Raw genomic sequence first — 24,100 nt, forward strand, 5'->3', positions numbered from 1 at the left:
ATATAGGTCGCGATGGCCGCAGAACTTGGCCGCAACTATAATGTTAGAGGAGTACCAAACCTGCCAGTATTCCCAACAGGGCGATCAATAGGCCGTCAGCCGCCTTATAGAGTTTGAGCGCGCGCCTTATGTCGGTGCTTGTGACATCGCGTCGGCCGCCTTCGCCCATTACGGCATCGTTGACCATTGCCCCGTCATAACTGCGCGGACCGGCGAGAGCCAGGCCAAGTGCGCCAGCCATTGCGGATTCTGGCCAGCCTGCATTGGGAGAACGATGTTTGCGGGCGTCATAAGCTATGGCGCGCAGCGCGCCTTTCGGATCAGCACCTTTTACAAGAAACGCTGCGATAAAAATAAGCAGCGCGGTCAAGCGCGAAGCCGGTAGATTGATCAGGTCGTCAAAGCGCGCGGCAGCCCAGCCGAAGGCTTCATGGCGCTCGGTGTGGTGCCCGATCATGGAGTCTGCCGTATTGGCGGCCTTGTAAGCAACTCCACCGGTCAATCCACCAATGGCGATCCATAGTGTGGGGGCAACGATGCCGTCAGAAAAATTCTCGGCCAGGCTCTCAATCGCGGCGCGGCTGACCCCCGCACTGTCCAGTTTGTCGGGGTCGCGGCCCACGATCATCGACACTGCCTTGCGACCCGCATCAAGACCATCGGAATCAAGAGCATCGGCAACCGCCTTGACGTGTGAAGCGAGGCTTCGTTGCGAAAGAAGCGTAGTTGCCAGAAGTGCAACAGCGATAAAACCATATACGCTCCGGGCCAACTGAGCTTCGATTGATAAAGCAATCATTGCCGGAAGCAGGATGAGGATAAAAAGTGCGACTATCCCCAACAAGCGACGCATCTTGTCGGGCTGGGACGCGCGATTGAGTGTCATGTCGAGAAAGGCTATCAGCTTGCCGATCCATGTGACGGGATGGCCGATGGCGCGAAACAGCCGATCCGGATACCCGATCTGCAATTCAACGATCAGTGAGATGAAGGCGATCAGGAGCGACATGGAATTTCTGAAGGAGGCATTGACGACGGTGGATCACGGCGGAAGCCTTGGTCGGGCGAGGGCGCTGTTTCCACAAGCGCGGGAACCTTTCGTCGATTTATCGACCGGCATTAATCCGCACTCCTACCCGCTTTTCGATGTACCCGCCAGCGCCTTGTCGCGATTGCCGGAAGTCTCGCGTGTTCGCGAACTCATGGCGATAGCCGCAAACACCTATGGCGCGCCGGACGCGACGAATGTGGTTGCAGCTCCGGGTACGCAAATTCTCTTGCCACGCGTTGCGTCGCTAGTGGTGCCGGGCAAAGTCGCAGTGCTTGGTCCGACCTACGCCGAACATGCACGCGCGGCGCGTATCGCGGGTCATGAGGTGATCGAGGCCGTTGATCTTGGGGAACTCACTGAGGCCGATCTTGCCATTGTCGTCAATCCAAACAATCCCGACGGTCGGGTGTTGCGACGTAGCGAATTGTTGACGCTCGCGGCATCGTTGCGGGCGCGCGGCGGCTTGCTGATCGTGGATGAGGCATTCATGGATGTCGGTCCACGCGAACAAAGTGTGGCTGGCGATGTCGATGAGGGTGGTCTTGTCGTGCTTCGCTCGTTTGGCAAGTTTTTCGGTCTTGCTGGCGTTCGATTGGGTTTCGCGCTTTCGGACCAAAAGACGGCGACCTGCCTGGCTGATCAATTGGGACCGTGGGCGGTGGCGGGGCCTGCCCTTGAATACGGCATTCGCGCGCTTGCCGACATGGATTGGCGAGACGCGATGCGAGAGCGGCTTGTGCGTCAGTCGGTACGGCTCGATGCGCTTCTTGGATGTCACGGCATATCAGTCAGTGGCGGAACATCGCTGTTTCGCTATCTCCAGTTTCCGGCTGCACCGGCTTTATTTTCCGGGCTGGGCAGCAATGGCGTTTTACTGCGTCATTTCAATGAGCGCCCGCATGTGCTGCGCGTCGGTTTGCCCGGCGATGAGGGTGAATGGCTGCGGCTGGAATCTGCACTTGCGCAGTGGCGGGCAAAACGTGCCGATATAGCGGCCAGCGAGGCTTCGTGATGATCCATGTTTGTCCGCTTTCAAAGGTTGATGAAACCGTGGCCAGGGTTGGCGCGGGTCATCTGGTGACGCTTCTCTCGGGGCCGGATCAGATGACGCGGCCAGCGTCAATCGAGAGCCAAAACCATCTCTATCTCGCCATGAACGACATTGCCGAGGAACGCGATGGCATGACAATGCCGGGTGAGGTGCATGTGCGTCGCCTGCTCGCCTTCGTCGATGACTGGAAGCAGGTTGGGCCGCTCGTTGTTCATTGCTATGCGGGGATCAGCCGCTCCACCGCGGCGGCCTATATAATCGCAGCAGCGCTCAATCCTGCCCGCGATGAAGCCGAGCTTGCCGCAATGTTGCGCGCTCTGTCGCCTTCGGCCACGCCCAATCCGCGTTTGGTCGTGGTTGGCGATGTGTTGCTCGCGCGCGAGGGGCGTATGGTTGAAGCGATCAAGGGGATTGGTCGCGGATCCGATGCGTTTGAGGGAACGCCCTTTGAATTGAAACCCGGTAGCTGAGGGGTTCAGGAAAGCCAATCAGCCAGTCGTGCCTTTCGAACATCTTTCAGCAGATTGATAAAACCTTCGGCCTGATATTCGGCGGTGAGGCGACCCTTCTCGGGCGTGGCAATAGAGGCATCGCCAACGACGCCGTTGGCGTTCAGGTCGCTGGCAAGCCAGGCGAAGGCGTGCGTGCCGGTGTGGCGCAGCAGATCGAAGTTCTTTTCGGCGCGGGAAACATTCGATACGAAGTTTTCTGCCTTTCCCATATCGACCAGATCAGGGCGAAAATGCAGCATCAGCGATGTTTCGACATCGCCGCCATGGATGCCCTGGCGATCTTCAAGGTCAGTGTACATGCCTTCGGGGCGTCCAAAGCGTTGCCAGCTTGTTTTTACCGCCAGCATTTTCTCGCGCACACGAAGTTCGCGCGTGACAATACCCATGATTTCTTCGTTTCCGCCGTGTGAATTGACGACGACGACCTTGCGCACTCCGGCGCGCGCAATCGACAAACCAAGCCCGGTCCATGCGTCTATCAAGGTCGCAGGTGGCAGCGTCAGTGTGCCGGGTGCATGAAGGTGTTCGTTCGACTTGCCGACGGCCTGAACCGGCAGGATGCGAATGTCGAGGTCAGCGGGCAAGCGGTCGATGACAGTTTCCAACATGCCGTTCATGATCGAGGTGTCGGTCGAAACGGGCAGATGTGGCCCGTGCTGCTCGATTGCCGCCACGGGCAGTACCGCAATTGTCACCTCTGGATCTATGGAAGCATATTCGGTCGTCCGGTAATCGCCCCACCAAACGCGTTTTTTTGTTTTGCTCATGACATGTCTCAGTTGAAAAGTGATCTAGGTCGTAACGCCTTGCGCGAAATGTGTCGAGGATTTACCCGGCTGCAATGGCCTCAATCTCGACCTTGAATTCGGGCCGGGAGAAGCCAGAAACGATCATCAGTGTTGAGGCAGGCGCGGGATCGGTAAACAATCGATCGCGAACATCCATGTAGGGACGCATGAAGGCGCGCTCGGTGACGAATGCACTGATTCTTACAATGTCGCTCAACCCGAGGCCCGCTTCAGCAAGAACCGCTGCAATGTTTTGAAAGCACAATTCCGCCTGTGCCCCTGCATCATCTGGAACGCTGTCATCAGGCCCGATGCCAAGCTGGCCCGAACAAAGCACCAGACGCTTGCCTTCGGGAATTTCGATGCCGTGGCTATAGCGCGCAAAAGGGGGCTTGATCGATGTCGGGTTCAGGAATTTGAACATTGCAGTCTCCGTTTTATCCGTAACATAAAGCGCTGATGTCTGGCCCTTCAAGATGGCATCAACTGGTGCGGCACAATTGTGGACAGCAACCGGAAAATTGGGCAACATGCATTCGGTGGCATTGGTTGTGTTGCTGTTGAAGCTGGTAAAACGGCGCGAGAGCCAAAAAACAAGCCAGGCTCGGGGAATTGATCATATCAGGCTTGGCGCTAGTCGCGTCGAGATCCAAGAATGGGTGGAATTGATGTACAGGAAATTGAAGATCTCGATTGCGGCGGTTGCGCTTGTTGCGGCAGGCGTGGCAGACGCGGCGGCAAATGAAAAGGTGACTTTCGCCACCAACTGGTTGGCCCAGGCCGAACATGGTGGTTACTATCAGGCCGTGGTCGATGGGACATATGCGGCCTGCGGGCTCGATGTCACCATCATGCAGGGTGGTCCACAGGTGAGCGGGCGACCTTTGCTGCTGGCCGGCAAGATCGATTTCTATATGGGTGGCAATATGTTGCAGGCATTCGATGCCGTGCAGCAGGGCATACCATTGCGTGTTGTTGCTGCCTCTTTCCAGAAAGAACCGCAGGTCATCATGACCCATCCCGGCCAGGGCCTGGATAAATGGGAAGACCTGAAAAATGCCGATCAATACATTATCGGAGACGAGGGCGCGCAGAGCTTCTTTTTGTGGATGGTCAGCGAGTTCGGCTTCGATCCGGCAAAGCGCGTGCCCTATACATTCAACCCGGCTCCGTTCATCGCCAACCCGAAATCCATCCAGCAAGGCTATGTCACGTCCGAGCCGTTTGCCGTTGCCAAGGAAGGTGGCTTCCAGCCGAACCTGTTCCTGCTGGCGGACTATGGGTTCAACACTTATTCAACGACCATCGAGGCCATGCAGGATACGATCGACAATCGCCCCGAGGTCGTTCAATGCTTTGTCGATGGCTCGGCAAAGGGCTGGTACAACTATCTCTATGGTGACAATTCCGCTGCCAATGCTGCGATCAAGAAAGACAATCCCGATATTACGGATGAACAGATCGCGTTTACGATAGAGCAGTTGAAGAAGTTCGGCATTGTCGATTCAGGCGAAAGCGAGAAACTTGGCATAGGTGCGATGACGGACGAACATATGCAGAGTTTCTATGACAAGATGGTCAAGGCCAAGGTTGTGCCTGCGGGCATCGACATCAAGAAGTCCTATACGCTGGCTTTCGTCAACAAAGGCGTCGGTCTCGATCTGAAGAAATAGTACGACCGGAGCAACATGCTACAGGACAAGACAATGCAGGTGCCTGATGATGCGTCAGGTGGGGGCTCTGTGCTGCTTGCGTTGCGCGGTGTGGGCAAAGCCTTCTCCAATGGCGTGACAGCATTGCGTGAAGTCGACATGGCGGTGCGCGAAGGTGATTTTCTCAGCCTTCTCGGGCCATCAGGTTGCGGTAAATCGACTGCGTTGCGCCTGATTGCCGGGCTTTCGACGCCGACTGCCGGGTTGATCGAATGGGCAGGTGGCGCAATGGCTGACCGGTCTGACATCGGCTTCGTGTTTCAGGAGCCGACCTTGTTGCCTTGGGCAAATGTCTTCGACAATGTCTGGTTGCCGCTGCGGCTGAAAGGCATTTCGCGCGCCAAGGCGGCACCTGCGGTGATGGAAATGCTGGAACGGGTGCATCTGGCCGGCTTTGCCACGGCCGTGCCGCGCGAGCTTTCCGGCGGCATGAAAATGCGTGTCTCGATCGCGCGTGCAATGGTGACCAGACCGCGTATCCTGTTGATGGATGAGCCGTTTGCCGCACTCGACGAAATCACACGCTTCAAGCTCAATAACGATCTGCTCGATCTTTGGCAGGAGGAGCGTTTTACGGTGATTTTCGTGACCCATAGCGTGTTTGAAAGTGTGTTCCTGTCAAATCGCATTGTCGTCATGGCGGCCCGGCCGGGGCGGGTTTTCGAAGATCTTGCAGTCGATGCACCTTATCCGCGCGACGAGACGTTCCGAACGTCTCCCAACTACGCCGCGCTTTGCCGCAAGGCATCTGATGTCCTTGGCGAGGCTATCAAATCGGCAGATGGAGGTCCTGGTGGCGACAACTGACCAGATGATGGCCGCGACACCTCAAGTCGATCAGGAAGAGGTCCGGCGCCAACGGCAGGAGCGGTTGGAGAAAATTGGCAAATGGGTGTTGCCACTGGCGATCATGATCCTCGCAATCTGGTTGTGGGATCGCATTTGCGTGTGGAATGAAATTCCAAAATATATTCTGCCGCGTCCCGGCATCGTGTTGCAGACAATGTATAGCGATGCCGGATTGCTGTTCTCATCGCTTCTTGTCACGTTGAAGATCACCTTCCTGAGCCTGTTGCTTGCCGTGGTTGGTGGTGTGGGGTTGTCGGTACTGTTTGCGCAGTCAAAATGGGTGGAAATGTCGTTTTTTCCGTTCGCGATCGTGCTGCAGGTTACGCCGATCGTGGCGATATTTCCGCTCATCAACATCTATGTCGACAACCAGACAACCAAGCTTCTTTTGTGCGCCTGGATCGTGGCGTTCTTCCCGATCCTGTCGAACACGACGCTGGGGCTCAATTCGGTAGACCGCAATTTACGCGACCTGTTCAAGCTCAACGGGGCGACGCACTGGCAGCAATTGCGTTATTTGCGCATGCCGGCGGCGATGCCTTACTTTCTTGGCGGGTTGAAGATCGCCGGTGGTCTTTCGCTGATCGGCGCTGTGGTGGCAGAATTTGTGGCGGGAGCGTCCGGTCAATCATCGGGTCTTGCCTCGCGCATCATCGAGGCCGGATACCGGCTGAACGCGCCGCGCTTGTTTGCTGCGCTGATCCTGATTTCACTCACCGGCATTGTCATCTTCCTCGTCCTTTCGCTGATTTCACATCTGATCCTGCGGCGCTGGCATGAAAGCGCGCTGAAGCAGGAGCGATAGGTATGCTCCCACTGACTGCCGAAATGACCGACATACCAGATAAGGGCGGAATTAATCTCGAAGTTCGCGGGAAACAGAGGGGCCACCGGTGTCTCTGATCCCCAACGATCCATCCTATTCCCTCACCAATGCGCGTCTGCATTCGTCGTTGACGCAAGGGTTGGATGCTACTTTTGACCCCGATGGTTTTGCGCTTGCCGATATCGATGTCGCAAACGGCAGGATTATACGCATCGATGCGGCTGGTTCGCGGGGGCTTGCGCCCGATCATGCCGTCGATCTTGCGGGGAGGATCGTTGCGCCATGCTTTGTCGATTGCCACACCCATATCGACAAGGGCCATATTTGGGAGCGCCAGCCAAATCCCGACGGTACGTTTGCAGGTGCGCTTCAGGCGACAGACGTGGATCGAGCGACGCGCTGGAATGCGCAGGACGTTTCACGGCGCATGGATTTCGCGCTTCGCACAGCTTACGCGCATGGCACGGCGGCGCTGCGAACTCATCTCGACAGTATCTCACCGCAAGAGCTGGTTTCATGGCCGGTCTTTGAGGCGATGCGCGATGAATGGCGTGGCCGTATCGAATTGCAGGCTGCCTGCCTTGTCGGCATTGAGCGTGTGCGTGAAGCGAACTGGTTCAAGGGATTGGCCGAGCGGGTCGCGACCGCCAAGGGCATTTTGGGGGCGGTCACCTATATGGTGCCTGATCTGGAAGAATTGCTTGACCAGATGTTTGCCCTGGCGATCAAATATGATCTCGATCTCGACTTTCATGCCGATGAAACGGATGACGTGTCAGCAGCCTCGTTGCGAAAGATTGCTGAGGCTGCGCGACGCCATGATTTCGAGGGCAAGATTCTTGTTGGCCATTGTTGTGCGTTGGCACGGCAACCCGATACGGAGGTTCTTGAGACATTGGATAAAGTGGCGTGCACAGGAATTTCCGTGGTGTCGCTGCCTCTTTGCAACCTCTATCTGCAAGACCGCCGAAATGATGGCACGACGCCACGCTGGCGCGGTGTGACGCTCCTGCACGAGATGAAGGCGCGGGGAATTCCGGTCGCGGTCGCCTCCGACAACACGCGCGATCCTTTCTACGCCTATGGTGATCTCGATATGCTCGAAGTCTACCGCATGGCGACGCGCGTTCTACATTTCGACCATCCGGTCGGCAATTGGCCAAGTGCCATCACCTCGATGCCAGCCGAGGCTATGCGCCTTGACGGGTATGGTGTTCTGGCCAAAGCCGGGAAAGCCGACTTCATTGTATTCAAGGGGCGTAGCTGGACGGAATTACTGTCGCGCCCGGAGTCGGATCGTATCGTCGTGCGCGATGGCCGCGCTATTGAACGGCGGCTGCCCGACTATGGCGAACTCGATGATCTGATGGTGGGATGATGGATATTTCCGCGTTAAAGCGCGACCTCGACGGGCTGAAGATTGAGGATAACGCGAAGATCGTTCAGCAAAAAAGCCGGGATTTTTACTGGTACAGCCCGGTGTTGAAGCGCCAGCTTGACGATGTGAGCGCCGATCTTGTCGTCACGCCAAAGGATGAGGCCGAACTTATCCGGGTTCTTGGCGTCTGCCACAAGCACGGCGTTCCGGTTACGCCGCGCGGCAGCGGCACGGGAAATTACGGACAGGCAATGCCACTTTCGGGCGGTGTGGTGCTCAATCTTGCTGACATGAACGATGTGAGGACGATTGCGCCGGGGCGCGTGGTGTGCGGACCGGGTGCCATCATCGCCGATATCGACCGTGCAACGCGCGCGCATTCGAACCAGGAATTGCGGATGCATCCCTCGACCTACAACACGGCCTCGATCGGTGGCTTCATTGCCGGCGGTTCGGGGGGTCGGGTCCATCAATTTCGGCGGTCTGCGCGATTTCGGCAATGTGCTGCGCTTGCGCGTGGTGACAATGGAGGCCGAACCGAAGGTTCTGGAACTGACCGGCGAGGATTTGCACAAGGTCACCCATGCCTATGGCACCAACGGCATTATCACCGAAGTGGAAATGCCGCTGACAGCATCATATGAATGGGTTGACGTGATCGTCGGGTTCGACAGCTTCATGGCATCTGCGCGCTATGCCAATGAGCTTGCCTGTCAGGACGGTATCTTGACCAAGCTCATCACGCCGATTGCCGCCCCGGTTCCGTGGCTCTATTTCAAGCGCCACCAGAAATTCCTGCGTGAGGGCCAGCATATCTGCGCCTGTATGGTCGCTGCGCATTCGCTCGATGCGTTTCTGGCATTTACACGCCGAAAGGGTGGCGAGGTGGCAATGGTTTCCTCGCAACTCACATCGGATGAGAAGAAGGGCTTGCCGCCTGCGTTTGAACTGGCGTGGAACCACACGACGCTTCGGGCTTTGCGGGTCGATCCATCAATCACATATCTCCAATCGCTTTATCCGTTTCCGAACCAACTCGCGCTGGTCGAGAAAATGGACACGATGTTTCCCGGCGAGGTGTTTTCCCATCTCGAATTCGTGCGGCTTGATGGCAACATCACCTGCTTTGGCCTGCCGCTGGTGAAATTCACTACCGAGGAGCGACTTGACGAAATCGTTCGCACCTTTGAGGACAATGGCTGCCCGATTTTCAATCCGCATCGCTATACGTTGGAAGAGGGTGGTATGAAGCAGACGGATGCGGTGCAGCTTGCCTTCAAGCGCGAGGCTGATCCGCAAGGGCTACTTAATCCCGGCAAGATGATTGCGTGGGAGAAACCCGATTATGATTACCACTCGGGGCGAACATTTCTTTTTCGCGGACTGGAGCGCGTGGGGTGAGCAGTCCGCAATGAAAGTTCTTGTCCTCCATGCGCATCCCGTCGAAACGTCTTTTAATGCAGCGCTGCATGAATTGATCGTCAAACAGTTGGGCGCACATGGCCATGAGGTCGACGACTGTAATCTCTATGCCGAGGATTTCGATCCACGACTGACGCGCGCCGAGCGTCTGGCCTATCACGACGAACGTAGTGGTGACGACGGCGCTGCCCGCTATGTCGAACGCCTATTGTGGGCCGACGCAATGGTCTTGTCGTTTCCGGTGTGGAATTATGGATATCCCGCTATTTTGAAAGGCTTTTTCGACCGCGTGTTCTTGCCGGGAATTTCATTCAAGCTGATCAATGGCAAGGTTCAGCCGTCGCTGCACAATATCCGCAAGGTTTGCGCCATCACGACCTATGGCGGCAGTCGTTTCCGCGCCATATTGATGGGTGATCCGCCACGTAAGGCGGTGAACCGTTTGTTAAGGGCTACTGTACGCCCAGGCGCGTCTTGCAAATATCTGGCGCATTATTCCATGAACCTGTCGACAGATCACTCGCGTGAAGCTTTCATGCGTAAAGTGGCGGCGAGAATGGGTTCGTTCTGATGCGGGTTCTGGTGGTCTATTGCCATCCGGTTGAGGAAAGTTTTTGCGCAGCTTTGCGCAGCACGGCGCTCGAAGCGATTGCGGCGAAGGGGTGCGAGGCGCGCGTTATTGATCTTTACGCGGAAAAATTCGATCCCGTCATGCCGTGTGAAGAGCGTCTTGCCTATAATGAGCGTGCGCCGGCGGACCCTGCATTGCAGGTTCATATCGATCATCTCAAATGGGCCGAAGCCGTCGTCTTCATCTATCCGACATGGTGGTATGGGCTGCCGGCGATGCTGAAGGGCTGGTTGGACCGTGTCTGGGCAACCGATGTGGTGTTTGCCTTGATGCCCGACGGAAAGATCAAGCCGCTGATGGGACATATCGAGAAAATCGCAGTCGTGACAACCTGTGGTGCGGCGCGCTGGTGGTCGTATGTGGTTGGTCATCCCGGCCGCAATACGATCTTGCGCGGTATCAGGGCACTGTGCGGTTGGCGCTGCCGCACGTTGTTCTTGGCGCATTACAGCATGGATGCCTCGACTCCGCAAAGCCGCGCGGCGTTTTTGCGCAAGGTGAAGCTAAAGCTGGAGCGTTTCTGAGCCGAATGTCGTTCTATGCGGCTTCGCGACGGTAATTGGTGACGAACCGGCGTAACCTGTTGGCCGCCTCCTTCAACACCGGCTCTGGCTGACACAGGCTGATGCGAATGTGCCCCGAAGCCGCATTGCCGAAACTTGATCCCGGCATGACGCCTACCTTTTCAGCGTCGAGAAGGGCCCAAGCGAATTTCTCGTCGTCCGGTTCGATGGCACTGATGTCGAGCATGATGTACATGCCGCCTTCCGAGCCCCGCACGGTAACATCGTTCATGCCGCGCACGGTATCGAGAAACATGGTTCGTCGCGTCGAATAGCGCTCGGCGATCTCGGCGATACCGTAGTCGTTTTCCAATGCTTCGACGGCGGCCCGCGAAATGAAGTCGGGCATGCCATATGTGGTGACGAGATTAAGGCTGACCATCAAGTCGACAATCTCTTGTGGTCCAGTTATCCAGCCGATCCGCCAGCCGGTCATGCCGTGGCTTTTCGACATGGAATTGATGACCAGTGTCCGCTCAGCCATGCCGGATAGCGCGCGCGGCGAAATGTGCTCGCCGCCGCCAAGCGTCCAGTAAACCTCATCGGTCAGCAGCCAGAGATCGTGACGCCGGCAAATGTCGGCGATGCCTTCAAGCGATTTCAGCGTATAGACCGCGCCTGTCGGGTTGTTTGGCGTGTTGATGAGAATGGCGCGTGTGTTGGCCTTGACTGCATTTTCAATTGCCTGAATGTCAGGCTGGAAACCATCCTCGGCACGCGTTTCGACGACAGTGAAGTCGGCACCCGCAGCGCGAAACGTGCCGGGGTAGGTTGCATAATAGGGAGCCACGACAATTGCGTGCTCGCCGGAATCGATCGTTGCTTGTATGGCTGCATAGAGCGCAGCCTGTCCCCCCGGTGTTGCGATGACATTATCGGCGGAGGTTTCTACGCCTGTGCAACGTGTCGATATTTTTGCCATTGCCGCGCGCAGTGCTGGAATGCCGGGGAGCGGGGTGTAGTGATGGTGGCCGGCGCGAACGGCTGTGACGCACGCCTCAACCGTTTCATCAGGCGTGTCGAAGTCATGATCTCCAACCGACAGCATGATGATGTCTTCGCCAGCCTCGTGTCTGGTCCACGCCTCAAAATGCACTTCCCATCCGTCCTTGCCGGACGGGGTGATGCCGGAAATGCGTTTTGAGGGTGCTGCCATACTATGCTCTCAGTCTTTCGTTCTTGGGGTCCCAAAGCGGTTCATCGCCCTGCACGACGGCGTCAAAGCGTTCGCCAAAAATCTCGATTTCAATTTCGGTTCCGGGTGCCACGAGATCGTAGTTCAGCATGCCAAGTGCAATCGATTTGTCTACCCTGTGGCCCCAACCTCCTGACAATGTCTCGCCTACGATCGTTCCGTTATGCCAGAGCGCTGACATATAGGGGGCATCGCATTCTCCCGGATTGTTTATAACCAAAGTGACGAAACGCTTTGTGACACCCTGCTGTTTCTCATTGGCCAGCGCAGCTTTGCCCCGGAAATCGGGTTTGTCCCATTTGACAAATCGCTCAAGGGCCCCTTGCATGATCGTGTAATCGGTCGAAAGCTCCTGTTTCCAGGCGCGGTAACTTTTTTCCAACCTCAGAGAATCGAGCGCGAACATACCGAAGGGCTTCAGCCCATGTTTTTGGCCAACAGCCCATACCGTATCGAAGATTTCAGCCGTGTCTGCAACCCTGGTGTGAAGCTCCCAACCAAGCTCACCGGCGAAAGAAACACGGATGAGCTTTGCCCAGCGCCCGGCAATCGTTGTTTCCTGATGGGTCAGCCAGGGCTTGGCGAGATCTGCGTCGCACACATCCGCGAGGATTTTTCTCGAATTGGGGCCGGTGAGAATCTGAGTTGCGAATTCCTCCGTCCGATCGATCAACTTGAAGGGGGCGTTTTTAGGCATCCGCGATTGCAGCCACTCAAAATCATGCCATTGGGCAGCGGCTGCGGTAATCAGCGTCATCAGGTTTTCTTCGTGGCGCACGATCGACATTTCCGTGACAATGCGGCCATTGTCATCGGCAAAATAGGCAAGACCGATGCGGCCAATTTTCGGCACCAGACCTGTGATCTGCGTGCTCAGCCATTCAGCCGCGCCGGGACCATCGAGGTTGAAGCGCGAAAAACCGGGCAGGTCGAGAATTCCGGCGGTATCGCGTACGGCAAGGCACTCCTCGCGCACGCGCTTGTGCCACGGTCCGTCGCGGCGAAAAGTCTGCGTGGATTCTTCGGAAACGTCGTCGCCCTCTTGTGCATACCAATTGGCTCTTTCCCAACCATTGGCGACACCGAATTGTGCGCCAAGCGCCTTTATGCGATCGTGAATTGGTGACTGCTTGCGGTTGCGCCCCTCTGGCCAGGTGTGATGGGGAAAGTGGATTGCGTATTCGTTGCCATAAACCTCTTTGCCTTTGGCAATTGCATAATCCGGCTCTGAAGCGAATGCAGTAAAGCGGCGCGGGTCGCACGACCACATATCCCATTCCGTTTGGCCTTCGGTGATCCATTCGGCCAGAACCTTGCCGGTGCCACCGGCTTGTGTGATGCCGAACGTAAAGACGCAAGCCTCGAAGGCGTTTGGTACACCGGGCATAGGCCCGATGAGCGGGTTTCCGTCTGGTGTATAGGGGATGGGCCCATTGATGACCTTCGACAACCCCGCTGTTCCCAGAATGGGAACGCGCGCGACAGCGTCGTCGAGATAATATTCAAGCCGTTCTAGATCGTCGGGGAAAAGTTCAAAGGAAAAGTCATCCGGCATCGGATCGTCCGGGGTTGCCCAGTGGGCGCGGCAATTGCGCTCATAGGGGCCGAGGTTCATGCCGTTCTTTTCCTGCCTGAGATAGTAGGATGTGTCGACGTCGCGCAGAAGCGGCAGTTTCTTGCCTTGCTCTTTCGACCAAGCGGCAAGTTCGGGAATTTCGTCGAACAATATGTATTGGTGGCTCATGACCATCATCGGGACGGAACGTCCGAACATTTTTCCGACTTCGGCTGCTCGATAGCCTGCCGCATTGACAACGATTTCGCAGCGAATTTCACCTTTGGGCGTCTCCACGACCCATTCGTCATTTTCGCGGCGGGCACCCGTTACGGGGCAAAAACGGATAATCTTCTGCGCCGAGATCACGGGAACCCTTGGCGAGGGCTTGCGTGAGCTGTGCCGGATCAATGTCGCCGTCGCCGGGATCGTAAAGTGCGCCGCGCAGATCGTGCGTTTCGATGAACGGGTAGCGCTTCTTTATCTCATTATCGCCGACCATTTCGATATCCATGCCCTGATTGCGGCCCATGCTCTGGGCGCGCTTGAATTCGCGCATTCGTTCCTCGCTGTGAGCGAGGCGTAGTGAACCGGTCACATGGTAGTTCATCGGATAGTCGACCTCTTCGGCGAGGCGACGGTAGAGTTCGGTTGAATAGCGTTGCATATGCATGAGCGACCACGAGGTGGAAAAGGTCGGCACGTTGCCTGCCGCATGCCAGGTCGAACCGGAGGTCAGTTCGTTCTTCTCCAGGAGAACGCAATCAGTCCAACCCGCCTTGGCGAGATGGTACAATGCTGACGCCCCGACAGCGCCGCCGCCGATAATCACTACGCGTGCTGTCTTGGGTAACTCGGCCATTCGTGCTCTCCTCGAAAAAATGAAGATGTTGTTCAATAAACAGGTGGTGAAACCGTCCAGATAACCACGGCGGGCTCGGTTCCGGGATTGCGCCAGCGATAGGGTTTTCGTTCGAAGCGAAAACTGTCGCCTTCTTTCAAACGATGCCAGACGCCCGCTATCTCGATTTCGAATATGCCCGACGTGACATAGCCGGCTTCTTCCGTCGGGCGCTGGATTGGGGTTTTCAATTCGGCACCCGGTGCAAAGATCGATCGCACCATCTCGAAGCTACCGCCGAGATCGGGTGAAAGAAGTTCTTCCACCAGCCCGCTTTCGTTTGTGCCAAGTGAACGCCTGCGCCCGGAACGTACGATGACGCCGCGCTCGCTTTCGTTTGGTACGTCATGGCTGAAGAAAAGACTGACAGGCACGTCAAAGAGGCCGGCAAAGGCGCGTAAATCGCCGATTGACGGTGCAGAAAGACCACGCTCCACCTGGCTGACCCAGCCAACAGATCGTCCGAGCTTCAGGGCGATCTCTGCAAGCGTCATCGCGCGCGCCTTGCGCAAGGCGCGTATATCGCTGGCCAGCAGGTGTCCGGCACCATATGCTTGCCCTTGAAGTTCGGCTGATGCCATTGGCCGCTATGTTCTCTGTCGTGAAAATTTGTCCAGTAATTTCATGAAGCGGCAAGATAGTGAAAAGATCAAGAGATTTTTCACGTATTGACAGGATTTGCTTGAACGATACTCGCGGTTGGTGCAAAGGCACGTCCGTGAACGGCGATTGGGGGCGTCCGGTCGGAATCCTTAGCGAAAAGGTCCCGCAATGCTGGCACCGAAAGAAAACGGCCCAATCCTAGATGATGCAACGCGTGTTGACGAAGCAATCGTCTCGCGCCGTTCCGTACGTGCCTTCTTGCCTGATCCGGTGAGCGACGAAGTCATCCGTGCTATTTTGGACGTTGCGGCGCGGGCACCTTCAGGCACCAATATGCAGCCCTGGCGCGTCTACGTTACCAAAGGCGCGCTCAAGCAGCGCATCGGCGAGGCCATTCTCAATTCGGGCATTCGAGCGGAGAAGGTCCAATGGGATGAATACCGCTACTATCCGGACCAGTTTTTCGAGCCCTACCTGTCCAGGCGCCGCGCCAATGGGTTCGGGCTTTACAGCGCGCTTGGCATCGGACGGCGTGAAGTGGACAAAATGCGCGCCCAGCATGATCGCAATTTTATCTTCTTCGATGCGCCTGTTGGTTTGATTTTCACCATTGATCGACGGCTCAACAAGGGTTCGTGGATCGACTATGGCATGTTTTTGCAAAACATCATGATTGCGGCACGGGGCAGGGGGTTGCACACCTGTCCGCAGGCCGCATTCGCGCCCTATCATCGCCAAATCAGGCCGTTGCTCGACATCACTGATGAAGAAATCGTGGTGTGTGGCATGGCACTCGGCCTCGAAGACACGAGCAAGCCCGAGAGCGATTTCAGCACCGACCGCGCACCATTGGATGAATGGGTGACATTCGCGGAATAAGATGAGTGGACGGTCTGGTCGCGATGACTGCAATCGCGTTCACCCTTTTTGCCTTAAAACGCGTCGTGTCTAAAGGGATTTATGCAGGGTGCTTTAAGCCTTTGTTTTTGTGCATGTCGTTGTCCCAAAACCGCTGCACACTTTTGGGCGACATGCCTTACGCGTTGATCTCGTAACCGACCTCTTCGCTGGCATGGCATAGCGCCTTCCAGAAACTGCGGGCGAACGAGCGGAAGACATAAATGTCGAACTGATCCGCGTCCGTGCGCTGGATTTGCGCAAAGATGTCATGATGTGTCGTTGACCGTCCAGCCCCTAACGGGAAAGCGACCAGCGAAAAATCAATGGCGAAGAATTTCGCCAGCACCCATTCCGCCTTTGGCCCGGCCATGCGGGTCACGGTGCGGCCATGCGACAGGTCGGTTACCGTGCCGGTTGTGGAATTGACCGCAGTTGCAAAGGCAGCAACCAGGTCTTTCTCCTCATCAGTGACGATGAATTTTCTTGGTGCGAAGCCGAATACCGATTTCGTGGCCTTGCTGATGCCGCCACCGGCGCCGTCTGGCAAGGCGAGCCCGGTGACTTTGCGAATAGCGGCGATCAGCGCCTTTTCCTTGCCCGGCCATGCGGCGAGCTGCACAATCGAGGTCGGCGTAACTTGCGAAAGCACGACGCCGACACCATTCTCGAACTGGCCATATGAGCCTGCGCGCAAGGTCGGCTCCAGTGGTGACTGAGGTTCAACCATGCATGCGGCTCCCATCCGGGTCATAGAAGTGGTTGCTGACGATTTCGACCGGTCCGAAACGGTTGCGCAAGGGGTCGGATATGAACGCGCGCGTGCCGTGGCGAACCTTGCCGCCCTTGACGAGCGCCAGCGCGATATATTTGCCGAGCGCGGGCGAATAACAGCAGGCGGTGATATGTCCGATGGAACCGTGCGGATTGGCCTCATCAAGCTTCTCGACGATATGTGCGCCGCCATCAAGCGGCCGGTTGTCCATCGAGATGACGCCAACCAATTGAATGCGATCAGAAGCGATCAGCCCATCGCGATCCATCATTGCCGAACCGATGAAGGGCTTCTTTTTGGATAGCATCCAGTCGAGATGCAGATCGCGCGCTGTCGTGCGCCCGTCGATCTCGGCACCGGTGACATGGCCTTTTTCAATGCGCAGCGTACCAAGTGCCTCCATCCCGTAAGGCACGAGAGCGAAAGGCTTTCCTGCTTCCATGAGCGCTTGCCAGACGTGGGTGCCGTGACCAGCGCCGCAATAGACTTCAAAAGCCATTTCGCCGGAGAAGGAGAGGCGGCAGATCATCACCGGAACCTCGGCGATCTTGCCATGCACGATGCCCATGAATGGCAATGCCTCATTATCGACGGGCGTATCTGTGACGCATGCGGCGAGAATGGCGCGCGCCTTTGGACCACCGATGGCAGCGCCTGCCCATTGGTCGGTGACGGATGTCACGGTGACTTTCAAACCCGGCCAGATCACGTCGAGGAAATATTCCAGGTGCTGCATCACCTTGCCGGCATTGGCCGTGGTGGTCGTCATCAGGAAATCCTGCTCGCCAAGACGCCATGTGGTCCCATCGTCAAAGGCGAGGCCATCTTCGCGTAACATCAGTCCGTAGCGTGCCTTGCCAACGGCTAACGTGGAAAATTTATTGGTGTAAACGCGATCGAGTAACTCTGCCGCATCCGGTCCTTGAACGGCGATCTTGCCAAGTGTCGATACATCGACGATGCCGGCGGTCTCACGCACTGTTCTGGCTTCGCGCACATATGCCTGCTCGATAGTCTCACCTGCATGGGCGTAGATCATCGGGCGATACCACAGCCCGGCAGCGTACATCGTTGCGCCGTTGTCGATATGCCAGTCATGCATCGGCGTCAGCCGCTCGGGTTTGATGTCGCCATAACGTTCAGCCGCCAGAGAGCCGATTGAAACCGCAGAAAAAGGCGGGCGAAAGCGCGTGGTGCCAACTTCCGGGATCGGTTTGCCGAGTGCCGCAGCCATGATGGCAAGACCCGGCACGTTCGATGTCTTGCCTTGGTCCGTTGCCATGCCAAGTGTGGTGTAGCGTTTGAGATGCTCGACCGAGATAAAGCCTTCGCGGTGGGCGAGGCGGACATCTTCGGCGGTCACGTCATGCTGGAAGTCGACAAAACTCTTGCCCTTGGCGTTGATTTCGAAAACCGGCGCAGGATCGGGAGTTCCGGGACCTTCTTCGACCGCTGGCAGGCTGGCTTTTGCGGTTGCCTTGGTGCCTGTTGCGGCAAGCCCGGCGTCACGTCCTTCGGCGATGGCGGCAGCAGTGGAAAAACTGCCATTGAAGCCGCCCGCGCCAAGCCAGCCCTTTGTCTGTCTGGGTGGCAGGAACGCCTGCAATTTGGCGTTCCATTCTGCCTTGGCACCCGCCTGGCTGGCCAGATGGATGGCAGGAGACCAACCGCCTGACACCAGGAGACAATCAGCCTGGATGTTTCGCGCGGTGTCTCTCAATGCGTTGTCAGCCAAGTCAAAACGCTGAACCTTGACGCTGGAAAGCGCCTTGCCGCCTTCTGTGGCAACGACGGCATAGCCTGCAAGCATTTCGGCGTTGACGTCGCCAGCAAGGTTGAGCATGGCGTCTGAAATGTTTGGCCGCACGTCGATGATTGCAACAATGTCGGCACCGGCGTTCTTCAGGGCCTGTGCGGTGCGGTAGGCGGTGTCATTGTTGGTGAAGAGGGCGATCTTCTGGCCGACTGTGACGCCATACTCGTTTGCATAGCGTTGTGCGCCACTGGCCAGCATCACACCGGGACGGTCATTGCCGGGAAATACCAGCGGCCGTTCCAGCGCACCTGTTGCGAGTACGAGCGATGTCGGTCGCATGGTCCAGTACCGATGACGCGGTTCGCCCTTGCCCGCTCTTTCCTTGTGATCGGTAACGCGCTCCAATGCAGCTATGGTGTTGCCATCATAGTAACCCCAGACGGTGGTTCGCGGTAGCAGCCGGACATTGTCGCGGTTGCGCAGATCTTCGATCATGGCGAGAGCCCATTGCGTGGCGGGCATGGCGTCGATCGTCTCGCCAGACCAGTTGGCTGATCCGCCGAAATTTGGCTCAAGTTCCGCCAGGATAACCTGCGCGCCGGTATCAGCCGCTGTTGCGGCCGCCATTAGTCCGGCAGGGCCTGATCCGACGACGAGAACATCGCAAAAAGCGTTCATGCGCTCATAGCGCGCACTATCGGGAGCTGTTCCGGCGCGTCCAAGCCCGGCGGCGCGGCGGATGAAACGCTCGCAGAACATCCAGAAACCGGTGCCCTTCAATGGACCGATGGCTGGACCCACGAAGGTCTTGTAGTAAAAGCCGGCGGAAAGCAGCTTGCCGCCAAGCTGGTTGATGGCATTTACGTCCCAGGCAAGCGAGGGGAAGCGGTTCTGGCTCTGGGCGACCAGACCATTGTAGATCTCGATCATGGTTGCGGGAATGTTCGGCTCGCGAATATCGCCACGCAGTATTGTGACCAGTGCATTGGGCTCGTCGACGCCAGCCGTCAGAACGCCTCTTGGCCGATGATATTTGAACGAACGGCCAAACAGCGAAACGCCGTTCGCCAGCAATGCCGATGCGAGTGTGTCGCCTGCATGGCCGGTATAGGTGATGCCATCGAAGGTGAAACGAATCGTTTTCAGGCGGTCGATGCGGCCGCCGTCTTTATTACGACGGGCACTCATGATTTCGCTCTCCGCCGTGCTGCCGGTTTGGGCGGCGTGTGTTCGGCGGCAAATGCGGCACTGGAAATTTCATGTGTCACCGTATTGCGCACGACCCGCAGATGCGCGCGACAGCCGCCGGAATGCTGCCAGATCTCGTTATGGTCTCCGGCCGGGTTGAGTCGATCATATACATATGCGTTCCAGGCATTGAGGTCTTGCGAGTCAGGGGCCGGGCGCTCACGATTGCCGTCACCTTGATAGGTGAACTCGGAAACGTCGCGAAGGCCGCAATAGGGACAGTTGATACGCATTTTTCTTCCAAATCCTGATGACCAACAGGCGCTAGTGCAGCCGGGGCGTTGCGCCTTGGCCCTTATCGTCGATGAGAATGCCGCGATGGAAGCGGTCGAGCGTGAAGGCGGCATTCAATTCGTGTGGCTCATCCTTGGCGATGGTGTGGGCGAAACACCAGCCCGAAGCCGGGGTTGCCTTGAAGCCGCCATAGCACCAGCCGCAGTTGAGATACATGCCGGGCAGTGGGCCGGTGGCGATGATGGGCGAACCGTCCATCGACATGTCGCAAACGCCACCCCACGAGCGCAGAAGACGCGCTGGCGCAAGGCTTGGGAACAAAGCGAGCATCTCGGCCATGACTTCTTCGACAATCGGTAAATTGCCGCGCTGGGCATAACTGTTATAGCCGTCGAGGTCGCCGCCATAGACAAGGCCGCCCTTGTCCGATTGTGACATATAGAAGTGCCCCATGCCGAAGGTCACGACGGTGTCGATGAATGGTTTCAGCGATTCGGTTACGAAGGCCTGCAAAACATGGCTTTCAATGGGCATTTTGTCGATATCTGCCAGTTGCATGACGCGCCCGGTGCTGCCGGCAACCGCAACGGCTACCTTTTTGCCCTGATTTCGCCGCGTGTGGTGGTGACTCCGACAACGCGCTCGCCCTCGCGCAGAAATCCGGTGACTTCGCAATTTTCGACAATATCGACGCCACGCCGATCTGCACCGCGCGCATAACCCCAGGCAACGGCATCGTGTCGGGCGGTTCCCGCACGCGGTTGCATCAGACCACCATAAATTGGAAAGCGCGCGCTGCGCGAAACGTCCAGAGCGGGGATCAGGCGTGCGATTTCGGCTGGTGTCATCAGTTCTGCATCGACTCCCAGATGGCGCATGGCATTGCCACGCCGTGCAAAATCGTCGAACTGCGCTGGTGTATGAGCCAGATTGAGGCATCCGCGCTGCGAGAACATGACATTATAATTGAGGTCATGGGAAAGGCCCTCCCACAGCTTCATCGAGTGTTCGTAGAAACGGGTGTTGGCTGGCAACAGATAATTTGAACGCACCGCTGTGGTGTTGCGTCCGATATTGCCGGAGCCAAGCCAGCCCTTTTCCAGCACAGCGACATTGGTGATTCCGTGTTCTTTGGCCAGGTAATAGGCCGTGGCCAGGCCGTGGCCGCCACCGCCAATGACAATCACGTCATAAGAGGCCTTGGGCTCCGGCTTTCGCCACGCCGGCTTCCAATCCTTGTTTCCCCTGAGTGCATTCGCGATGAGCGAAAAGGCCGAATATTCCGCCATTATTGATATTCCGCCATTTTTCCGTTGTCAGTTCGTGGACGAAGCGCAGACTATAGAGCAGTCAACGTGGCCAAAGCCAATATTGCGCCATGGCTTTTCAACAAGCCGACCTCATGAATGAGCTGCGGCGGGTTGCTCCATGCTTTCACCGTCTTTATCAATGATGCAATGTCGATCCCACAACTCTTTTCAGTGAGTCGCAATCCCCTTATGCTTTTCCGATCTCTCTATGTCCTACGTGTGCTGGCTGTCATTGCCGCTGTGTTTGTGTCCTATGGCGCCATCGCACAAGAAAATGGAAAAACGCAAGAAAATGCTGCGTTGGGCGAGCCGTTGTCCTCCGACACGCAGATTGTCGATCAGCAAAAAGCGCTCGAATCGCTTTCCACAAAGACCGACGCCCTGGAAAAGGAAATCGCGCAAGACGCTGAGGATGACGGGAAACTCGTCGATATCCGCCTGCAACTTGTGGAACTTTCGCGTAAAGCTCTCGATAGCGCGCTTACCTTCCGACCTAAGCTAACTGAAATAAACGGTCGTCTTGATGGGCTGGGTGCTGCACCTGCCGACGGAGAGCCGGCCGAGCTTGAAAGTGTGGCAAATGAGCGCCAGACGCTGGTTTCGGAAAAAAGCCGTATCAACGCGGTGGTTGCAACGGCGCAAAACCTGTCAGTGCGTATCAATGGCCTGATCGACAAGATTGGGGCTATGCGCAGCGAGCTTTTCCGCAGTCTGTTGACGAAGCGCTACTCGCTTGGCGATGCGCTGAGTGGCAAGGTCATTTCAGATGCAGGTACGGAGTTCGTCCGGTTTAGTGGTGCCATTTCGTCATGGCTTTCATTTGTGTTCAAGTTCAAATTTCAGGCCATGTTGCTGGCAACGCTGATGGCGCTGGGGGCTGCTGCCGTATTGTTGATTGGCGGCCAGCGTATGTTCGGTCAGGTAATCATTGCTGACCCGGCCATCGAGAACCCCTCATATCTCAGTCGTCTCTCGGTTGCGTTCTGGTCGACTTTTCTACCCACGGCGTCGCTCGTGGTTTTCTTTGCAGCATCATTCTTTTTCTTCGATTCCTATCATGTGCTGCGTGGCGATATTGGAACGTTTCTCGCGACGATGATGGGGTTGATAATCATCGTTTTCTGCGTTTACCGGCTGACCAATGCCGCTCTTTCTCCATCATCGCCGAATTGGCGGCTTATCCCGATCGAGTCGAGGCCGGCGCGTTTGCTGGTGATACTGGCGACAGCGATGGCGGTCGTCATCGGCCTCAATAATTTCCTGGCGGTCGTCAATCGGGAGATGAGTTCGCCGCTTTCGGTTACGATTGCGAGAAGCTTTTTCGCGACGATTATCGTTGGCGTCATCATGATCCTGATGGGCACGATCAAACCGTTCAAGACGCACGAAGGTGTGTGGCGACCGTGGCCGGCATGGCTGCGGTACAGTGCGTTTGCGCTTGGTCTTTTCACCATACTCGCTGCGCTGCTCGGCTATATCGGCTTGGGGATGTTTGTAGCGCTTCAAGTCGTTGTCACCGGCACACTTCTTGTGACGGCCTATATCGGCTTTCTGTCGGCTCAGGCCGTCGGGGGCGAGGGCGAGTTTGGCAATTCGTCAGTCGGGCGATGGCTGACCAACAATGCCAAGATCAAAGACGGTATGCTCGATCAGGTTGGCCTTGCGGTTAGCCTTGTCCTGAATTTGATGATCGTGCTCGTGTTCTTGCCGCTTATCTTGCTGATGTGGGGGTTCCGGCCCGGTGATATCCAGGCATGGGGCTATAAGCTGGCGACAGGGATCACCCTCGGCTCGGTGACCATATCATTGACCGGCATCCTTGTGGGCGTTGTCGTTTTCACGCTCAGCTTTCTCGTGAGCCGCTGGTTTCAGAACTGGCTTGACGGCTCTGTCATGGCGCGCGGCAAGGTGGACGCCGGTGTGCGCAATTCGATCCGGCTGGTGGTTGGCTATGCCGGTATCGCCATTTCCGCCCTGATCGGCATTTCGGCGGCGGGCATCAATCTCTCCAGCCTTGCGCTGGTCGCGGGTGGTTTGTCTCTGGGTATTGGTTTTGGGCTTCAAAATATCGTTTCGAACTTCGTCTCCGGCCTGATCCTGCTGGCGGAGCGACCCTTCAAGGTCGGTGACTGGGTCGTTGCCGGTAACGTGTCGGGAACCGTCAAGAAGATCAGTGTGCGCGCGACCGAAATCGAGACGTTCCAGCGTCAGTCGGTCATCATGCCCAACTCGGAACTGATCAACAACGCCGTTGGAAACTGGACTCATCGCAACAAGTTGGGCCGCGTCGAGATACCAATCGGCATCGGTTATTCATCAGACGTCAAGAAAGTGCATGAGCTTCTGCTCGAAATTGCGCGCAGTCACCCGTTGGCGTTGAAAAATCCCGAACCTTTCGTACTTTTTTCTGGTTTTGGAGACTCTTCACTGGACTTTGAAGTGCGCGTGTTCCTGTCCGATATCGGCAATGGGTTGCTGGTTCAAAACGATATCCGGTTTGCAATTGTCGAAACATTCAACAAAGAGGGGATCGAGATTCCATTCCCGCAACGCGATCTCAATATCAAGCAGGACGTCATAGTTAAGCCGCGGCCGTTGGACGATGAGAAGGCGGTATCTGAGGTTGGCAAAAGTGAGCCCGCCAGTGCCGACAAGGCACCTTATGCGCCGAAAGGCCGGCGGAAAAGGAGCAGGCCCGATCCCGATTGACAATTGAGAGCCGCATTGTGAGCGTTAGCAGCATGAACATGACGTTCAGTTGCCGTTCACCTACATATCCCTATAACTTGTCTGCAAGGAAACAACACCTTGTGACGTGCAATAGAGGCGGTGGAAACACCGGA

Annotated in this window: 18 protein-coding genes and 3 pseudogenes; 11 read left to right on the forward strand and 10 right to left on the reverse strand. The window is 56.7% G+C overall.

The annotated features are described in order from the left end of the window. Window positions 1-43 precede the first annotated feature (43 nt). Complete coding sequence (gene cbiB, locus AC0L7S_RS14905) at window positions 44-1,009, reverse strand: adenosylcobinamide-phosphate synthase CbiB (RefSeq protein WP_473471748.1); 966 nt, start codon at window positions 1,007-1,009, stop codon at window positions 44-46. On the opposite strand from cbiB, the gene cobD reads away from it, so the two are divergent. Next, entirely contained in the window at window positions 1,008-2,063 is a 1,056-nt protein-coding gene (gene cobD, locus AC0L7S_RS14910; RefSeq protein ID WP_473471749.1) for a threonine-phosphate decarboxylase CobD, read from the forward strand. The two genes, cbiB and cobD, sit on opposite strands and share 2 nt — an antisense overlap. Beyond that, on the forward strand, window positions 2,063-2,572 hold the full coding sequence (locus AC0L7S_RS14915; RefSeq protein WP_473474315.1) for a tyrosine phosphatase family protein: 510 nt from the start codon (window positions 2,063-2,065) through the stop codon (window positions 2,570-2,572). Before cobD ends, AC0L7S_RS14915 begins: the two co-directional genes overlap by 1 nt. A 5-nt stretch (window positions 2,573-2,577) precedes the next feature. On the opposite strand, the gene AC0L7S_RS14920 is transcribed toward AC0L7S_RS14915, so the two are convergent. Together AC0L7S_RS14920 and AC0L7S_RS14925 are read right to left on the reverse strand one after the other, a co-directional pair. Next, window positions 2,578-3,381: a creatininase family protein gene (locus tag AC0L7S_RS14920; RefSeq protein WP_473471750.1), complete on the reverse strand. Its 804-nt coding sequence runs from the start codon at window positions 3,379-3,381 to the stop codon at window positions 2,578-2,580. Window positions 3,382-3,442: 61 nt separating this feature from the next. Next, window positions 3,443-3,826, reverse strand: a complete 384-nt coding sequence (locus AC0L7S_RS14925; protein ID WP_473471751.1) for a RidA family protein — start codon at window positions 3,824-3,826, stop codon at window positions 3,443-3,445. 244 nt (window positions 3,827-4,070) lie between these two features. Here AC0L7S_RS14925 and AC0L7S_RS14930 point away from each other — a divergent pair, with 244 nt between their 5' ends. The 7 genes and pseudogenes from AC0L7S_RS14930 (at window position 4,071) to AC0L7S_RS14960 (ending at window position 10,744) form a co-directional block, all read left to right on the forward strand. Further along, window positions 4,071-5,075 (forward strand): ABC transporter substrate-binding protein, encoded by a 1,005-nt coding sequence (locus AC0L7S_RS14930; RefSeq protein ID WP_473474316.1) that lies wholly within the window; start codon window positions 4,071-4,073, stop codon window positions 5,073-5,075. A 33-nt stretch (window positions 5,076-5,108) separates the two neighbouring features. Beyond that, window positions 5,109-5,921 carry an ABC transporter ATP-binding protein gene (locus tag AC0L7S_RS14935; protein WP_473471752.1) on the forward strand — a complete coding sequence of 271 codons (813 nt, stop codon included), beginning with the start codon at window positions 5,109-5,111 and terminating at the stop codon, window positions 5,919-5,921. 4 nt (window positions 5,922-5,925) lie between these two features. Next, entirely contained in the window at window positions 5,926-6,768 is an 843-nt protein-coding gene (locus AC0L7S_RS14940) for an ABC transporter permease (protein WP_473474317.1), read from the forward strand. A gap of 94 nt (window positions 6,769-6,862) precedes the next feature. Further along, window positions 6,863-8,167: a cytosine deaminase gene (locus AC0L7S_RS14945; RefSeq protein WP_473474318.1), complete on the forward strand. Its 1,305-nt coding sequence runs from the start codon at window positions 6,863-6,865 to the stop codon at window positions 8,165-8,167. Continuing rightward, window positions 8,167-9,568: pseudogene (locus tag AC0L7S_RS14950) on the forward strand (FAD-binding oxidoreductase). The gene AC0L7S_RS14945 and the pseudogene AC0L7S_RS14950 overlap by 1 nt, the downstream one beginning before the upstream one ends. A gap of 10 nt (window positions 9,569-9,578) precedes the next feature. Further along, the gene (locus tag AC0L7S_RS14955) at window positions 9,579-10,160 is read left to right on the forward strand and encodes an NAD(P)H-dependent oxidoreductase (protein WP_473471753.1); all 582 of its coding nucleotides are present in this window, start codon (window positions 9,579-9,581) and stop codon (window positions 10,158-10,160) included. Then, the gene (locus AC0L7S_RS14960; protein ID WP_473471754.1) at window positions 10,160-10,744 is read left to right on the forward strand and encodes an NAD(P)H-dependent oxidoreductase; all 585 of its coding nucleotides are present in this window, start codon (window positions 10,160-10,162) and stop codon (window positions 10,742-10,744) included. Before AC0L7S_RS14955 ends, AC0L7S_RS14960 begins: the two co-directional genes overlap by 1 nt. Before the next feature lie 13 nt (window positions 10,745-10,757). On the opposite strand, the gene AC0L7S_RS14965 is transcribed toward AC0L7S_RS14960, so the two are convergent. The 3 genes and pseudogenes from AC0L7S_RS14965 to AC0L7S_RS14975 form a co-directional block, all read right to left on the reverse strand. Then, window positions 10,758-11,939 carry a pyridoxal phosphate-dependent aminotransferase gene (locus AC0L7S_RS14965; protein ID WP_473471755.1) on the reverse strand — a complete coding sequence of 394 codons (1,182 nt, stop codon included), beginning with the start codon at window positions 11,937-11,939 and terminating at the stop codon, window positions 10,758-10,760. 1 nt (window position 11,940) lies between these two features. Beyond that, window positions 11,941-14,395 (reverse strand): annotated as a pseudogene (locus AC0L7S_RS14970) (GcvT family protein). Window positions 14,396-14,427: 32 nt separating this feature from the next. After that, complete coding sequence (locus AC0L7S_RS14975; protein WP_473471756.1) at window positions 14,428-15,015, reverse strand: helix-turn-helix domain-containing protein; 588 nt, start codon at window positions 15,013-15,015, stop codon at window positions 14,428-14,430. A gap of 190 nt (window positions 15,016-15,205) precedes the next feature. Between AC0L7S_RS14975 and AC0L7S_RS14980 the strand changes: the two genes are divergently transcribed. Beyond that, entirely contained in the window at window positions 15,206-15,916 is a 711-nt protein-coding gene (locus tag AC0L7S_RS14980) for a nitroreductase (RefSeq protein WP_473471757.1), read from the forward strand. A gap of 157 nt (window positions 15,917-16,073) precedes the next feature. On the opposite strand, the gene soxG is transcribed toward AC0L7S_RS14980, so the two are convergent. From soxG to AC0L7S_RS15000, 4 genes and pseudogenes are all read right to left on the reverse strand, one after another. Beyond that, a complete protein-coding gene (gene soxG, locus AC0L7S_RS14985) occupies window positions 16,074-16,664 on the reverse strand; it encodes a sarcosine oxidase subunit gamma family protein (protein ID WP_473471758.1) in 591 nt (196 codons plus the stop codon). Beyond that, entirely contained in the window at window positions 16,657-19,653 is a 2,997-nt protein-coding gene (locus AC0L7S_RS14990) for a sarcosine oxidase subunit alpha (protein WP_473471759.1), read from the reverse strand. The genes soxG and AC0L7S_RS14990 overlap by 8 nt, the downstream gene beginning before the upstream one ends. Continuing rightward, window positions 19,650-19,946, reverse strand: coding sequence for a sarcosine oxidase subunit delta family protein (locus tag AC0L7S_RS14995; RefSeq protein WP_473471760.1), 297 nt, complete (start codon window positions 19,944-19,946; stop codon window positions 19,650-19,652). Before AC0L7S_RS14995 ends, AC0L7S_RS14990 begins: the two co-directional genes overlap by 4 nt. Window positions 19,947-19,977: 31 nt before the next feature. After that, window positions 19,978-21,236: pseudogene (locus tag AC0L7S_RS15000) on the reverse strand (sarcosine oxidase subunit beta family protein). Between the two features lie 210 nt (window positions 21,237-21,446). Between AC0L7S_RS15000 and AC0L7S_RS15005 the strand changes: the two are divergent. After that, a complete protein-coding gene (locus AC0L7S_RS15005) occupies window positions 21,447-23,966 on the forward strand; it encodes a mechanosensitive ion channel family protein (RefSeq protein ID WP_473471761.1) in 2,520 nt (839 codons plus the stop codon). The last annotated feature ends 134 nt before the right edge of the window (window positions 23,967-24,100 follow it).

This window comes from Mesorhizobium sp. G2-6-1 (assembly GCF_055809095.1).